Origin of the sequence: Allobosea lathyri, from assembly GCF_900108245.1 — a bacterium.
GTDB classification, from domain to species: domain Bacteria; phylum Pseudomonadota; class Alphaproteobacteria; order Rhizobiales; family Beijerinckiaceae; genus Allobosea; species Allobosea lathyri.
The window spans coordinates 341,572-356,901 of sequence record NZ_FNUY01000001.1 but is presented as its reverse complement, the minus strand read 5'-3'; the positions used below and the strand labels follow the sequence as shown (position 1 = coordinate 356,901).

Below are 15,330 nucleotides of genomic sequence, written 5' to 3'. Positions count from 1 at the left end.
CATGACACGCGCGATCCTGATCGTCCTCGACTCGGTCGGCTGCGGTGCCGCCGAGGACGCTGATGCCTATGGCGACGCCGGCGCGGACACATTGGGCCATCTCGCGCAGGCCTGCGCGGAGGGGCGGGGCGACAGGGACGGGCTGCGTGGGGGCCCTCTGAAGCTCCCCAATCTGGTCAGGCTCGGTCTCGCCCATGCCTGCGAGGCCTCGACAGGGCGTCCGCTCGCCGGTGTCACCAAGCCCGCGGATCCGACCGGGCAGTTCGGCTACGGCGTAGAGATCAGCCAGGGCAAGGATACGCCTTCGGGCCATTGGGAGATCGCCGGCTGCCCCGTGCCGTTCAAATGGGGCTATTTCACCGCGCTGGAGAACTCCTTTCCGCCCGATCTCGTGGCTGCGATCATCAGGGACGGCGCCCTGCCCGGCATTCTCGGCAACCGGCACGCCTCGGGCACCGCAATCATCGATGAACTCGGCGAAGAGCATATCGGGACCGGCAAGCCGATCTGCTACACCTCGGTCGACTCGGTGCTGCAGATCGCAGCGCATGAGGAGCATTTCGGACTGGAGCGGCTTTACGACCTCTGCCGGAAGGTCCGCGCATTGGTCGACCCACTCAGGATCGGGCGGGTCATAGCTCGGCCTTTCGTCGGCACGGCGAAGACCGGCTTCAGCCGGACAGGCGACCGCAAGGATTTCGCGATTCCCCCACCGAACGAGACGATCCTCGACCGTCTCGCGGCGCAAGGCCGGGCCATCATCACGGTCGGCAAGATCGGCGATATCTTCGCGCATCGCGCGACCGGCGAGGAAATCAAACCGTTCGGCAACGCCGCCATGTTCGAGGCGGCGCTGGACGCAATCGACCGCTTGCCCGATGGCGGCTTCTGCTTCGTCAATCTCGTCGATTTCGACACCGAATACGGCCATCGCCGCGATGTGCCGGGCTATGCTGCGGCACTCGAGGCTTTCGACGCGCTGCTGCCCCGCCTTGAAGCGAAGCTGCGGCCCGGGGATCTCACGGTCATCACGGCCGATCATGGCAACGACCCGACCTGGCCCGGCACAGACCATACCCGCGAGCATGTGCCGATCCTCGCCTTCGGGCCGCGAATAGCGGGCGGTCCACTGGGCGGGCGCGAGAGCTTCGCCGATATCGCAGCTACCTTAAGTCTGCATCTCGGCATCGGCCGCCTCGGCCCCGGCCGCCCCTGGTAGTTCAGGCGGCTGCGACGCGACCGCAGAAGGCTGCGACCTCCCGGCGGATGCCCTGCGCCTGAGTGGCGAGCGCGTCCGCCGTCTGCTGCAATTGCTCTGCGGCGTCATGGGTCCGCGCGGTCATCGTCTCGAAACTGCCGACAGCGCCGGCGCTGCGCCGCGCGCCTTCGAATGAAAGCCGGACCTGATGAGCAATTTCGGACGTGGCGCGGCCCTGCTCATGCACGGAGAACGCGATCGCATCCGCGACGTGTTCGACCTCGCCGATAGCATCGACAATGTCGCGGATCGCCTTCAGCGAACGCTGGGAGACCTCCTGCATCGCGCCAATCTGGCCCGACACCTCGTCGGTCGCCCTGGCGGTCTGGGCAGACAGGGATTTGACCTCGCTGGCGACAACGGCGAAACCGCGGCCCATCTCGCCAGCCCGCGCCGCCTCGATCGTGGCATTGAGCGCCAGCATGCTGGTCTGGGCCGCGATGTTGCGGATGATCTCGACCACAGCTCCGACGCTCTCGCTGCTCCGCGCGAGGTTCTCGATTTCTCCGCTGGCGCGACGTGCAAGATCGGCAGCCCCTTTCGAACCCGCTGCGGATTGCGACACATTCCGGCCGATCTCATTGATCGAGGCGGCGAGCTCGTTGCTCGCGGCGGATAGCTGGTCGATACCCTGCATGGTTTCGGCTGCGGCATCGGACACGAACGCGGTCTGCTGGCGTGCCTGGTCGGACGTTCCGGTCAAGGCCCTCGACTCGCCCTTCATGGCCTCCGCCGAGCGGTCGAGAACGGCCATGGCCTGTTCCATCTGGCCGCGGAAGCCGGCCACGATCTCGCGCAAGGCGGTGGCACGCAGTCCAAGCTCTTCCGCCAGCCGCTTCTCCCGCTCGCTCGTCGCCCGTTCGCGCTCGGCAATCTCCTGCGCCCGCAGCAACCCGGCCTCGTTCATCGCGAACATCCGCGCCATGATCACGGCAAAGGTCGCGAGGAACCCCGTCTCCACGACGACGATGACGGCGTGCAACAGCACGCGCCACAAGCTGCCGCCCTGATAGAACACCGCCGCGGGCAAGACGTATTGCAGGATCAGATGGTGCAGCGCGGTCAGCAGCGCGCCCATGATGATTGGCCGCCAATCGCAGAATCCGGCCAACAACGCCAGAATGGCGAAGTAATACATATGGATGTCCGGCTGCCAGGGATGGCCGGCAAAGCTGAAGACCAGCATGGATACCTGGCCGATCAGCACGAGCGAAATGACGAGCCGGGTGACGATCGCTACGCCGAAACGGCGATAGGTCAGCAATGCGCTCAGCGCCAGCGCGAGGCAGAAGCCAACCGGCGACAGATCGTCGACGCCGCGCCGCCAAACGGCCAGCGCCTGCAGGGGAACGTGAAGGAAGGCGAGCACGAGGAGGGCCTGCGCGACGCGCTGGCGAACGACCGTCAAGGTCCATGTCATGGTGACGGCTCCAGCGTAACGGGCATGTCGAGACAACCGGCGAGGCCAGCGAGTGCCAGCGTCATCCATGCGCCCGCTGGCCTTGCCATTCTCGTGGAGGCCTCCGTTCCGGACGCCACGATCACGATGGAAGACAAACGCCCGGTGCGGAGCACCAGATGCCCGGCAGCGAAACTGCTGGCAATGGCATCGGCTCTCGAAATCCAGGGTGGAAAGAGGACCGCCATCGGCGCCCCTTGCTGCGGCGCGGTCTGTGGCAGGCTGCTTGCCGCGGCAACGCTGGCCAGCAGAAAAACGAAAGCGATGATGAGGCCGTCAATGCCCGACAGAGCTCTGTCGTCACCGTCTGCAGCACCGACCGGAAACTTCGGTGGCATTGATGATCAACACTCCCAGGCAGCCGCTCATCGATCGCGCGGCCCGTCGTATTCATGCGATTCCTGTAAAATTTTACTTAAGGAAAGGGCTCCGCGTGGACCTTTCCCGCATGGTTTCGCGCGCATTTACCTTCCAACGTCGAGCTCCCGGCAGCCACCCAACGGCCCGCCGCAGTGCGCTGCACGTTTCGACCTGGGCGAGGTAACCGCGCCTCAGGGCTTCAGCCGTTCCGTGATCCGGCGCATCAAGCCGTCGCGGACTTCGCGATAGGCCTCCAGCATCTGCTCGCGCGAACCCTGCACGGCCGTGGGATCGGCTGTCGGCCAGTATTCGACCTCGGCTGCGACAGTGCGTGTCAGATCGAGCGCGCGGTGGTGGGCCTCCGGCGAAAGCGAGATGATCAGGTCGAAATTCAGCCCCTCCCACTCTTCGAGCTCATCGATGGATTTCGGCCTGTGCTTGTGAGCATCGATGCCGATCTCGTCGAGAACCGTGAGCGTAAAGCCGTCGACCTCGCCCTTGCGAGCGCCGGCCGACTGGACATAGATCGATTTGCCGAAGAAATGCTTGGCCATCGCTTCGGCCATAGGCGAACGCACCGCGTTCTGCGCGCACATGAACAGGACGCTCTGGACCTTGCGAGGCGCCGCGGGCTCCAAGCGTCAGCCTTTCCAGTGCAGCGCATAGATCAGGGTGAAGAAGCGTCTGGCCGTATCGAAATCGATCTCGACCTTGCTCGCCAGCCGGTCCACCAGAATGCCGGCAGCCTCGTCATGCAGACCGCGCCGCCCCATATCGATCGCCTCGATCTGTGCCGGCGTCGCCGTACGGATGGCGGCGTAGTAGCTCTCGCAGACCATCTCATAGTCCTTCACGATGCGCCTGAACGGCGTCAGCGAGAGGTGGTGCGTAACGACAGGAGAGCCATCGACCTGCGTGATCTCGAAGACCAGCCGGCGCTCGACCAATGCGAGATGGGCGCGGTAGGGACCGCCATTGTGATCGGGGAGCGCGAACTGGTTGCGCTCGATCAGGTCGTAGATTGCGACCGCCCGCTCATGCTCCTGATCAGGAGAGCCCCTGCCGAGAGACGATTCGTCGAGCGTGACGGCAACCAGGCATTGCTTGGAGGGTGGTGAGCCTTCGGACATCGAACCTCCGTTCCCCCAATTCACTTGAAAGCACCCAGCCGTGCCGCGCTCAGAGATTGAGCCTGATCGTCACGGAACGGCCATGCGCCTGCAAGCCCTCGGCCTCGGCGAGTTGCGTCGCGGCCGGGGCCAGGGCGCGCAGGGCATCAGGGCCGCATTTCAGCAGCGAGGTCCGCTTCATGAAATCGACGACGCCTAGACCTGAGGAGAAGCGGGCCGAGCGCGCCGTCGGCAGGACATGATTGGGCCCTCCGACATAGTCGCCGATCGCCTCGGGCGTATGACCGCCCAGGAAAATCGCGCCGGCATTGCGGATCATGCCCGAAAGGCGCTCGGGATCGGCCGTCATGATCTCGAGATGCTCGGGTGCCAGCCGGTCGACCAGCGGGATCGCGCCTTCCAGATCCGAGACGAGGATCACTGCGCCGAAATCCTTCCAGCTTCGGCCGGCGATCTCGGCGCGCGGCAGCGTCGCGAGTTGCGCGATGACGGCCTTTTCGACCTCGGCTGCCAGCCCTGCATCGTCCGTCAGCAGAATCGACTGGGCCGAGGCGTCGTGCTCGGCCTGCGCCAGCAGGTCGGCGGCGATCCAATTGGGATTGGCGGTGCTGTCTGCGATGACGAGCACTTCGGAGGGGCCCGCGATCATGTCGATCCCGACCTGGCCGAAGACGCGGCGCTTGGCGGCGGCGACATAGGCATTGCCGGGGCCGACGATCTTGGCCACGGGCGCGATGGTCTTCGTGCCATAGGCGAGCGCGGCAACCGCCTGCGCCCCGCCGATGCGATAGACCTCGTCGACACCGGCAAGCCTTGCAGCCGCCAGCACCAGCGGGTTGGTCTCGCCACGCGGCGTCGGCGCGACCATGACGACGCGAGGAACTCCTGCGACTTTGGCGGGGATCGCGTTCATCAGGACCGAGGAGGGATAGCTCGCCGTGCCGCCGGGCACGTAGAGGCCGACGGCCTCGATCGCGCTCCAGCGCCAGCCGCTCCCGACGCCGATCGCGTCCGTCGACCAGGAATCCGCCGGCTTCTGGCGCAGGTGATAGGTCTCGATCCGCTCGCGCGCCGTTTCCAGCGCCGCGAGCAGTTCCGGCGAGCAGGCCGCGATGGCGGCTTCGATCTCGGCCTCGCTGACGCGCAGGCGCTCCGGGGTCAGGTCGAGGCCGTCGAAGCGGCTGGTGAAGGCCGTGACGGCCTTGTCGCCATCTGCCCTGACCTCGGCGATGATATCGGCCGCGACGCGGTCGACCTCTTCCGAGACTTCGCGCTTGGCGGATAGGAGAGCGGCAAAATCCTGCTCGAAGCATGCCTCCTTGTCATCGAGCCTGATTGGCATCGCAAATCCCTGAAATCTGTCTCTTGTCGATGGCCTGGAGGATCATGTCGCCAGGTTCGATCATTCCGGAGCGGCCGTTCGGTACCATGTTCCCTAAGAACGGTCAGGCGCCGTTGGGATGCTCCGGCGTCGCCACCGCCTCCCAGACCGGACCAAGGTCCTTCATCTGGGCCTCGATGCATTCGACCTGGAGCTGGATCGCTGCGCCGTCGGAAAAATTCAGCGTGACGATGCCGGCCGGATCATCGGTCGTCGCGAAGGTGATCGCCAGCAGGCTCAGCACCTGATCTGTCGCCTTCGGGTCGAGCTTCGAGCTCCGAACACTCGACACGCGCTCGAAATGCAAGGCCGCCAGCCTGCGCCGGCGATGGCCGTGCTGAGCACCCTCCCAATCAAAACGGCGTGCGGCGAGCGCAAAACGCCTCTCGGCAGGGAGATAGACGAAGTCCGCCACCTTCAGGACGGCGTCCTGGAGGTGGGCTGAAACAATCGCCAGATCATCCGCATCAAGCGCGATGAGCTTCAACGGGTCTGCGACATCGTCCGACATCAGGGTGTTCTGGCGAGGCGCTTCGCCAACGTCAACTGCTGATACGTTCGACGACGGCGCCGCAACGGGTCAATTTCGCTTCCAGCGCCTCAAAACCGCGATCGAGATGGTAGACGCGGTTGATCGTGGTGTCGCCTTCGGCGGCGAGCCCCCCGATGACGAGGGAGACAGAGGCGCGCAGATCCGTCGCCATCACCGGCGCGCCTGTGAGCTTGGCGACCCCCTCGACATGGGCTGCATCGCCGTCGAGCCGGATCTTCGCGCCCAACCGCGCCAGTTCCTGAACATGCATGAAACGGTTCTCGAAGATGGTCTCGCGAATGCGCGAGGTGCCCTTCGCCCGCGTCATCAGGGCCATGAACTGAGCCTGGAGATCGGTCGGGAAGCCCGGGAAGGGGTCGGTGTCGACATCAACGGCGTTCAACGCCTGGCCGTTGCGACGCACGCGGATGCCTTCATTCGTGGAACTCACATCAACGCCGGCCTTGACGAGCACGTCGAGCGCAGACTGCAGCAGATCCGGCCGCGCGCCCTCGAGCAGCACATCGCCACCGGTCATCGCCACTGCCATGGCATAGGTACCGGTCTCGATCCTGTCCGGCAGGACGGCGTGATGGGCGCCGCCAAGGCGCGCGACACCCGTCACGACGATGCGCGAGGTGCCCGCGCCCTCGATCTTCGCGCCCATCTTGATCAGGCAGGCGGCGAGGTCCGTTACCTCGGGTTCGCGCGCGGCGTTCTCGATCACCGTCGTGCCCTGCGCCAGCACGGCAGCCATCAGCGCCGTATGCGTGCCGCCCACCGTCACCTTCGGGAAAACGATTTCGGCGCCCTTCAGCCCCTTGGGAGCCCGCGCCAGCGCGTAGCCGTTCTCGATCTCGATCTCGGCGCCGAGCTTCTCCAGCGCCATCAGCAGAAGATCGACCGGGCGCGTGCCGATGGCGCAGCCACCCGGCAGGGAGACCTTAGCCTCCCCCATGCGGGCCAGGATCGGCGCAATGACCCAGAAGCTCGCGCGCATGGTCGAGACGAGTTCATAGGGCGCGCAGGTGTCGACGATCTGGCGGGCCGTCAGCGCAATCGTCTGGCCGGTTTCGGCGGACTGGCCGATGCGCTTGCCGGCGATAGAACGGTCGACGCCATGGTTCGACAGGATGCGCGAGAGCGAGCTGACGTCGGAGAGGCGCGGCACATTGGCGAGCGTCAGCGTCTCGTCGGTCAGCAGGCTCGCTATCATCAGCGGCAAGGCTGCGTTCTTCGCGCCCGAGATCGGAATCGAGCCATTGAGGCGCTGGCCGCCGGTGATGCGGATCTTGTCCATCGTCAGGTCCTGCTAAGCCGGCCGGAGCAGAAAGGCCCCGCGGCGCATGGGAAGAATCAGGACCGGGAGGATTCGGCCTGGGCTTGCGATGCCGGTTCCTGAGCGACCGCCTCGTCCGAGCGGCGAGCACGAGCCTGCGCCTTGCGGCGCTTCAGGTTCTCGCGAAGGGCAGCGGCAAGGCGCGCCTTCTTCTCGTCATCGGACGTCTGGCGGTTCACGGCATCAACTCGGCATCAAAGGTTCAACGCTCGGATCGCGGCGAATTCGCGGCGCATCGATAGCGCCGCGCGCGGATTCGGACAAGCGGTGTGCTCCAGAACAGCACCATAGGCTCATTGTGTCCAAGGATGGCCAGGCCGAACCTGCAGATTCCCCGGCCGAACCTTGGGAATTCCAGTGCGAGAACATGCCTGCCTCCCGCCCGACGCGCGGCTGGAGAATGTCGTTCTCCTCAATGGCGGCGCCGCTGCGCAGGCACACTCTTTTCATAGAATTTTTCGCGTTTCGTGCAGCTCGGCACGGGCGTTGCTCAACCGCACCTGCGTCCGGCGCTCATGCATCGGCACGAAATCTTCAACCCTCGCCATCACCATAGGTAAACCAGAAAACTTAATGGAATTAACCATTTCCGCCGGATTGCGTTTACAGTTCATTAACTTCGATTACCCTGCTCAGGCGTCCTTGGTGCGCAGCAACATGAGAGCAGCGGCATGTTCCAATCACTCGCTACGATCACCGACCGTACCGCCTCGGCGGTGATCGAAAGTTGTGAGGTCATCGATTCCATCAGGCACCGGGCCGGGTTCCTGCCCGAGGTGCAGCTGGCCTACGAGCCTGAGATCAAGACGCTTTGGGTCACGATCCGGCCGGAGCTGAAGCCTGTCTTCACGCTCCAGCTGCTCGACAGCCTGGTGAAGATCCAAAGCGCGATCTTCGCCCTATGGGGTGCGCCGGATCAGTATCATCGGGCGCCCGTGCGCTTCCTCGCCTTCCGTGGTGCCGGCCCGTTCTTCACGCTCGGCGGCGATCTCGATTTCTATCTCGACTGCCTGGCCAAGAACGATCGCGCCGCGCTTGCGGAATATGCGCGGTTGTCGAGCGAGGGCGCCGTCTGGAATGCGAGCGGCCTGAACGGCCTCGTCGTGACGCTCTCGACGATCCACGCCAAGGCCATCGGCGGAGGCATCGATGCGCCGCGCTCCTGCAATGTGATGATCGCGGAGGAGCAGGCGTCGTTCGTTTACCCCGAGATCAAGTTCAACCACTTCCCGATCACCGCGGTGGCGATCCTGTCGCGTCGCATGGGGCCCCGGGCCGCCGAGCAGATGCTGCTTTCGGGCGAGGAACTGACCGCCCAGCAGTTCATGGAAGCCGGCGCTCTCGAAGCCGTCGTCCCGACCGGCACCGGCGAGGCCTGGATTCGCAAATATGCGAGCGACTCATTGCCGATCCACGCTGCCAAGACGGCGCTGTTCTCCGCCTTCAACCGCCGCGCCGGCGATCTGCGCACGGAACTCGAACATCTCGGCCAGATCTGGACCGATTGCATGCTGCGGCTCAGCCCGAGCGCGATCTCGAAATTGCAGCGGATTGCGCAAACGCAGGATCGAATGCTAGCGCGCGTCTACCAGCGTCATCTGGTCTCAGCTTAAACCTTCCCGACTGGCCCGCAGCACCTACAACCTGCACGATCATACGAAACATTTACTTCTGAGCGTCTAAATCTTTTAGATGACGTGGATTTCCACGTGTCGCGCGTCGGCGCCACCCGGCGCGGTCGTCAGAAGGCAGGAGTAGATGGCGGGCGCTCTCAAGCGACTGGTGAACGCTGGCGCGCGCGATCAGGGCGAAAGCCTCGACCTGTCCGGTTATCGGCTGCTGGTCCATTCGCTCTTCTCGTCGCCCGCCTCGATCATTCCCGGCGGGATCGCTGGCATCCTGACTCCGTTCCTGTGCTGGGTCTCGACCGGCATGGACCTTTTTCTCGGCCTGACGGCGCTGGTGTCCGTGGTCGTGATCCTGCGGCTGATGACCGTCATCTCCTATCGCCGACGGGACCACTCCGACGACAGCTTCGCCGATACGCGGCGTTGGGATCGCGACTATTTCATGGGCGCGACAGCGTTCAGCGCGGTGCTCGGCTACAGCTGCTATGCCGCGCTGGTCTTCACCGACGATGCCGCCGCCCACATCACCTCGGTGTCCTCGACGATCGCGCTTGCATCCGGCTATGTCTCGCGCAATGCCGGTCGGCCGAAATTCGTCGCGGTCCAGCTACTGACCTTCTGCGTTCCGATGGCAGTCGGACTGATCAAGGCGCACAACGTCTACTATCACTATATCGGCTATTTCGCGTTTCTGTATGTCGCCGCCAACATCGCCATCACCAATTCGCTGCACCGCAACCTGCTCGCGCTGAGCGACGCGACGAAGCAGTCGAAGGCGCTCGCATCGGCCCTGCACTCGCAGAATCTGACCCTCGACGCTGCGCTGAATACGATGATCCATGGGCTGGCGATGTTCGATCGCGGTCTCAAGCTGGCGATCAGCAACGCGCCGCACCGTTTGCTCTATGGCCTTCCCGAAACGCTGGCCCTACCTGGCACGCCCCTGACCGCGATCGCGCGCTTCCTCGTCGAACGACAGGTGATCGGGCCCGAGCAATTGCGCGACATCAGGATGGCGCTCACGACCGTTCAGGCCACGCAGCAGGCAGCCAGCCGCGAGGTCGTGACGCGCAGCGGGCTTGTGCTCGTCATCACCTTCGCACCGGCGGCCGAGGGCGGCATCCTGATGCTGACCGAAGACGCGACCGAGCGGAAGGCGACCGAGGCACGCATCGAGCAGATGGCGCGTTTCGATGAGCTCACCGGTCTCGCCAATCGCTTCGAGTACAACACGAATATCCAGGATTCCTTCGCGAAGCTGGAGCGAACCGGAGAAGCTTTCGCCCTGCTCTATGTCGATCTCGACGGCTTCAAGCAGGTCAACGACAATCTAGGCCACGACATTGGCGATCGCGTGCTGATGGAGACGGCCAACCGCCTGCGCGGCGTGATCCGGAGCAACGATCTCCTGGCCCGGTTCGGTGGCGACGAATTCCTGCTGATCCTGCCATCGGCGAGCCATGCGATGGTGACGAGCATTGCCCAGCGCATGATCGACGCGATGACCAAGGTCTTCCACCTCGACAACAAGACCGTCTACGTCACGGCCAGCATCGGCATCGCGATGGCGCCCCATGACGGCGCAAACCCCGCCGACCTGCTGCGCCATGCAGATACCGCGCTCTACAAGGCCAAGGGCGCCGGCCGCAACACGCTGATGTTCTTCAACCCGGCCATGGCCGAGGAGATGCTCGAGCGGCACGAGATCGAGGTCGAACTGCGCGGGGCCTGCGACGACGGCTCGCTGGAACTGTACTATCAGCCGATCATCGACCTGAAGACTCAGGAAGTCGTGTCGCGCGAAGCCCTCATGCGCTGGCGCCACCCGACTCGCGGCATGGTGCCTCCCGGCATCTTCATCCCGATCGCCGAGCAATCGGGCCTGATCGCCAATATGGGCGACTGGGCGATCCAGAAGGCCTGCAAGGACGCAGCCTCCTGGGAGCCCGGCATCGGTGTCTCCGTCAACATCTCACCCCTGCAGTTTCGTGAGCCACGCCGCATCGTCGAGACGGTGAAGGAGGCGCTGATCGCGTCGAATCTCAGCTCGCGCCAGTTGACGCTCGAAGTCACGGAATCGCTGCTGATCGAAGACAACAAGGTCACCTTTGCCGTCATCGACGAATTGCGGGCGCTGGGCGTCGCCTTTGCGCTGGATGATTTCGGCACGGGCTATTCGTCGCTTGCCTATCTCTCGACCTACCCCTTCGCCCAGGTGAAGATCGATCAGAGCTTCACCAGAAGCGTGCATTCGAGCGAAGCGTCCAAGGCGATCATCGAAGCCGTCTGCCAGCTTGCGCGCCGGCTCCAGATGAATGTCGTCGTCGAGGGCATAGAGACCGAGCAGCAGCGCATCGCCGTGCAGCTGCTGGGCGCCCAGCGCGCGCAAGGCTTCCTCTTCGGCAAGCCTGAACCGCTGTCGCAGCTCGCCCCCCGCGGCGGCCGCCACGTCGCCTGAGCAGCGCTCGAAAGCCGGGGCAACCAGCCCGGTTACCCCGGGGAACCTCGGCTCATCGCCAGGCGTTGCCGTCACTCGACAGCCCAGCGGCCTTGATTCCGCTGATCTGACAACGCATCACCAGTTCTCGAACCCGATGCAGACCCGGAGGACGGCGTGAGCGATATCACACCAGCGGCAAAAGCCGTGCCGCTGACGCCGGACATCTGCGTGATCGGGGCGGGCGCTGCCGGACTATCCGTGGCTACTGCCGCAGCCGCCTTCGGCGTTGCGGTCGTCCTTGTCGAACGTGGCACGATGGGAGGCGACCGCCATGGCCTCGCCTCCGCTGCGCTGATCGCGGCTGGCGCGCGAGCCCACGCGGTTCGGGAAGCGAAGCGCTTCGGCATTTCAGCCGGCGAGCCAGAGGTAAACTACGCCCAGGTTCATGATCACATCCACCGTGTGTTGACGGCGAACGCGCCCGATCATTCGGCCGAGCGCCTCACCGCATTGGGCGCGACGGTGATCAAGGGTGAAGCGCATTTCATCGACCGCAACAGCGTGAGCGTCGGCGCGTACAGGATCAAGGCCCGCCGCTTCGTCATCGCCACCGGCTCGCGACCGGCCACGCCTGCGATTCCAGGGCTGGATTCGGTCACCTATCTCTCAGAGGATGGCCTTTTCGCGCTGACGCGCCTGCCCGAACGCCTGATCGTGCTGGGCGGCGGGGCCAGTGCCGTCGCAGCGGCGCAGGCGATGCGACGGCTGGGCAGCGCGGTTACAGTCATCGAGCCCGAGCTGCTGGTGGCGCAGGAGGACGCCGAGGCTGTCGCCATCATCAGGCGCAAGCTGCTGCGTGAAGGCATCGTCCTGTACGAACGGACACAGGTGCTGAGCATAAAGGGCCAGCGGAGCAGCATCCGCGTGGTGCTGGCCGGCCCCGAACGCGGTCCGCAGCAGACGATAGAGGGAACGCATCTTCTGGTCGCGACCGGTCGCACGCCCGAGATCGCGGCGCTCGACCTGGAGATGGCTGGCATCATCAGCGATGCTGGCGGAGTGGTCGTCGACAAACACCTGCGCACCGCCAACCGTCGTGTCTTCGCCATCGGCGACTGCGCCGGCGGCGCTGCGCGCGATCCGGATTTCCCCGACGCAGCGAACAATCATGCCGGTCTCGTCCTGCGCAATGCGCTCTTCCGCACACCGATCAGGATCGATATCGCAACCGCGCCTCGCGCCGTCTATTGCCGGCCCGAACTCGCCAGCGTTGGCTTGTCGGAAGCCGCCGCGCGCAAGAAGGCGGGTGACATCCGCATCCTGCGCTGGCCTTTCGCCGGGAATGACCAGGCGCAGGCCGGATGGGAGACAGAAGGGTTCGTAAAGCTCGTGACCGACAAAAAAGGGCGTCTGCTTGGCGCCACTATCGTCGGTGACCAGGCGAGCGAGTTGATCGTCCCGTGGTGTCTCGCCCTGAAGAAGGGCATGACGGTCCAGGACATGGCGGACCTCGTCGCCCCCTATCCCAGCCTGTCGCAGACATCGGGCCGCGCTGCGGTCTCCTTCCACGCGCCGCTCGCCGCAAAGCCGGGTATTCGCCGTCTTATCGGCTTTTTGCGTCGTTTCGGATAAGATCGCGCCCGATGCCACAATCCGAGTTCGACAAAAGCGCTTTGTCCATAAGCGTCCCGCGTGGCCTGACCCGGCTTGGCCTGTCGGCCAAGCTGCTCGTCATCACCGTGCTCTTCGTCATGTTGGCGGAGGTGCTGATCTACTTGCCGTCGATCGCCAATTTCCGCCGCAACTGGCTGAACGACAGGCTGGCGGCAGCACAGGTCGCCGCGTTGGTCCTGGAAGGCGCGCCCGTCGATGGGCTGCCCGAGGGGAGCGAAAACCGCCTGCTGATGGGTGTCGGCGCGCGCGCCATCGCGGCGCGTGTGGGGGGCGCGCGACGCCTGCTCAGTCTCGATTCGATGCCGCCTCCCGAAGTCGCCCGCGCGGTCGACCTGCGAACGCTGGACTGGATCGGAGCCATAAAGGAAGCGATCGAGGTGCTGGTGTCCCCCGCCTCGGAGATGCCGATCCGTGTCGTCGGCGAGGCGGTCGGTGGCGCCGACTTCGTCGAGATCGTGATCGACGAAGCCCCCTTGCGCCGGGCGATGCTGAAGTTCTCCGGCAATCTGCTGCTGCTCTCGCTGCTGATCACAGGGATGACGGCGGTGGCCGTCTATGTCGCGCTCAACTGGCTGATCGTCGGGCCCATCCGGCACCTCGCCGCCAATGTCATGGAGTTCGAGGCCGACCCCGAGAATCCCCGCCGGATCATCGAGCCGTCGCAGCGCGCCGACGAGATCGGCGAGGCCGAGCGGGCGCTGGCACGCATGCAGATGACGCTGGCCAGCGAGTTGCGGACCAAGAAGCACCTCGCCGAACTCGGCCTCGCGGTCAGCAAGATCAATCACGATCTGCGCAACATGCTGGCGGCGGCGCAGCTCATGTCGGACCAGCTGGTCGATACGCGCGACGCCAAGGTCAGGCGCTTTGCGCCCAGGCTGATCGCGACGCTCGGCCGCGCCATCGATTTCTGCCAGGCGACGCTTGTCTATGGCCGGGCGGCAGAGGCGACGCCCTCCCTTCGCGATGTGGCCCTGCGCCAGCTGGTGGCGGAACAGGCGGAAATGCTCGGTCTGCCCGACAACAAGATGCTGGCCTTCAGCAACGAGGTTCCAGCCGAGCTGATCGCCTCCTGCGACCCCGACCAGATGGCGCGGGTGCTGCTCAATCTGATGCGCAATTCCGTCCAGGCGCTGACCCAGGCGGGAGCTGATGAGGGTGGGCGGCCCCAGCTTGCAGTCAAGGCCCAGCGCCTCAACGGCTCGGTGACGTTGCGCGTCGCCGATAACGGCCCCGGCGTGCCCGAGCGGGCACGCGCGAACCTGTTCCAGGCCTTCCGCGGCTCGGTCAGCCCCGGCGGCACCGGGCTCGGCCTCGCCGTTGCCGCCGAACTCGTGCGCCTCCATGGCGGCGCGATCGAGCTCGAGCCATCGGAAATGGGCGCGGTGTTCAAGGTCACGCTGCCCGGGCAGAAGCCCGGAGCGAACTGATACCACTATTGGCTCGCCCAAATTACCCGGGCCATGAACGCGATGTCGGCGAGACCCAGCACGCGGTCGGGATGCTCTGGGTTGAGCGAGGCGAGCTCGATCGTCTTGGCGGTCTGGCGCTTGAGTTGCTTGGCCAGCACCTCGCCCTCCACCGTCTTGACCACGACCCGGTCACCGCGCCGCACGGTCGCAGTCGGCGAGACGATGATGGTGTCGCCATCGCGATAGAGCGGCAGCATCGAATCGCCAGAGATTTCCAGCGCATAGGCCTTCTCGTCGGAGACGCCGGGAAAGGCGACCTCCTCCCAGCCGGTACCGACCGGAAAGCCGCCATCGTCGAAAAAACCACCAGAGCCGGCCTGGGCAAAGCCGATCAGCGGGATGGTGCGGACAGGCGCCGCACCACGCCGCATCACGACGCTCATGAATTCGTCGAGCGAAGCGCCGGTGGCAGCGAGGATTTTTGCGATCGATTCGGTCGAGGGCCAGCGCTCGCGCCCATCCGGCCCGACCCGCTTCGAGCGGTTGAACGTCGTGGCGTCGAGACCGGCCTTGCGCGCCAGACCTGACGCGGTGAAGCCGTAGCGCTGAGCGAGCGTGTCGATCGCGCTCCAGATCTGGTCATGTGACAGCACCGCGGAGGCCTCGCTGCTGATGTTGCCGATTGGCGGGGATGAAAATAGGAAATATCCCCTATTG

14 protein-coding genes are annotated in these 15,330 nt (G+C 65.0%); 5 read left to right on the top strand and 9 right to left on the bottom strand.

What is annotated here, in order from left to right; translation table 11 throughout:
- Position 1 precedes the first annotated feature (1 nt).
- Positions 2 to 1,219, top strand: a complete 1,218-nt coding sequence (locus C4S73_RS01630; RefSeq protein ID WP_103870713.1) for a phosphopentomutase — start codon at positions 2 to 4, stop codon at positions 1,217 to 1,219.
- A 1-nt stretch (position 1,220) separates the two neighbouring features.
- Here the strand turns inward: C4S73_RS01630 and C4S73_RS01625 are convergent, their stop codons facing one another.
- The 8 genes from C4S73_RS01625 to C4S73_RS28415 all read right to left on the bottom strand — a co-directional run bounded on the left by C4S73_RS01625 (position 1,221) and on the right by C4S73_RS28415 (position 7,638).
- Positions 1,221 to 2,678 (bottom strand): methyl-accepting chemotaxis protein, encoded by a 1,458-nt coding sequence (locus C4S73_RS01625; protein WP_200827893.1) that lies wholly within the window; start codon positions 2,676 to 2,678, stop codon positions 1,221 to 1,223.
- Positions 2,675 to 3,055: a hypothetical protein gene (locus C4S73_RS27785; protein ID WP_146071242.1), complete on the bottom strand. Its 381-nt coding sequence runs from the start codon at positions 3,053 to 3,055 to the stop codon at positions 2,675 to 2,677. Before C4S73_RS27785 ends, C4S73_RS01625 begins: the two co-directional genes overlap by 4 nt.
- Before the next feature lie 213 nt (positions 3,056 to 3,268).
- Complete coding sequence (locus C4S73_RS01620; RefSeq protein ID WP_103871233.1) at positions 3,269 to 3,673, bottom strand: arsenate reductase/protein-tyrosine-phosphatase family protein; 405 nt, start codon at positions 3,671 to 3,673, stop codon at positions 3,269 to 3,271.
- Positions 3,674 to 3,718: 45 nt separating this feature from the next.
- Positions 3,719 to 4,207, bottom strand: coding sequence for a UPF0262 family protein (locus C4S73_RS01615; protein ID WP_103870711.1), 489 nt, complete (start codon positions 4,205 to 4,207; stop codon positions 3,719 to 3,721).
- A 49-nt stretch (positions 4,208 to 4,256) separates the two neighbouring features.
- Positions 4,257 to 5,549, bottom strand: coding sequence for a histidinol dehydrogenase (gene hisD / locus C4S73_RS01610; RefSeq protein WP_103870710.1), 1,293 nt, complete (start codon positions 5,547 to 5,549; stop codon positions 4,257 to 4,259).
- A gap of 103 nt (positions 5,550 to 5,652) precedes the next feature.
- Positions 5,653 to 6,099 (bottom strand): DUF2948 family protein, encoded by a 447-nt coding sequence (locus tag C4S73_RS01605; protein WP_103870709.1) that lies wholly within the window; start codon positions 6,097 to 6,099, stop codon positions 5,653 to 5,655.
- A 31-nt stretch (positions 6,100 to 6,130) separates the two neighbouring features.
- The gene (gene murA, locus C4S73_RS01600; RefSeq protein WP_103870708.1) at positions 6,131 to 7,420 is read right to left on the bottom strand and encodes a UDP-N-acetylglucosamine 1-carboxyvinyltransferase; all 1,290 of its coding nucleotides are present in this window, start codon (positions 7,418 to 7,420) and stop codon (positions 6,131 to 6,133) included.
- A gap of 56 nt (positions 7,421 to 7,476) precedes the next feature.
- A complete protein-coding gene (locus C4S73_RS28415; protein ID WP_200827892.1) occupies positions 7,477 to 7,638 on the bottom strand; it encodes a hypothetical protein in 162 nt (53 codons plus the stop codon).
- A gap of 492 nt (positions 7,639 to 8,130) precedes the next feature.
- On the opposite strand from C4S73_RS28415, the gene C4S73_RS01595 reads away from it, so the two are divergent.
- From C4S73_RS01595 to C4S73_RS01580, 4 genes are all read left to right on the top strand, one after another.
- Entirely contained in the window at positions 8,131 to 9,072 is a 942-nt protein-coding gene (locus C4S73_RS01595; protein WP_103870707.1) for an enoyl-CoA hydratase-related protein, read from the top strand.
- Positions 9,073 to 9,217: 145 nt separating this feature from the next.
- Entirely contained in the window at positions 9,218 to 11,545 is a 2,328-nt protein-coding gene (locus C4S73_RS01590) for a putative bifunctional diguanylate cyclase/phosphodiesterase (protein ID WP_103870706.1), read from the top strand.
- A gap of 156 nt (positions 11,546 to 11,701) precedes the next feature.
- A complete protein-coding gene (locus C4S73_RS01585) occupies positions 11,702 to 13,159 on the top strand; it encodes a dihydrolipoyl dehydrogenase family protein (protein ID WP_244595392.1) in 1,458 nt (485 codons plus the stop codon).
- Positions 13,160 to 13,170: 11 nt separating this feature from the next.
- Positions 13,171 to 14,631, top strand: a complete 1,461-nt coding sequence (locus C4S73_RS01580; RefSeq protein ID WP_103870705.1) for a sensor histidine kinase — start codon at positions 13,171 to 13,173, stop codon at positions 14,629 to 14,631.
- 5 nt (positions 14,632 to 14,636) lie between these two features.
- Here C4S73_RS01580 and C4S73_RS01575 read toward each other — a convergent pair whose 3' ends face one another.
- Positions 14,637 to 15,266: a S24 family peptidase gene (locus C4S73_RS01575; RefSeq protein WP_103870704.1), complete on the bottom strand. Its 630-nt coding sequence runs from the start codon at positions 15,264 to 15,266 to the stop codon at positions 14,637 to 14,639.
- Positions 15,267 to 15,330 lie beyond the last annotated feature (64 nt).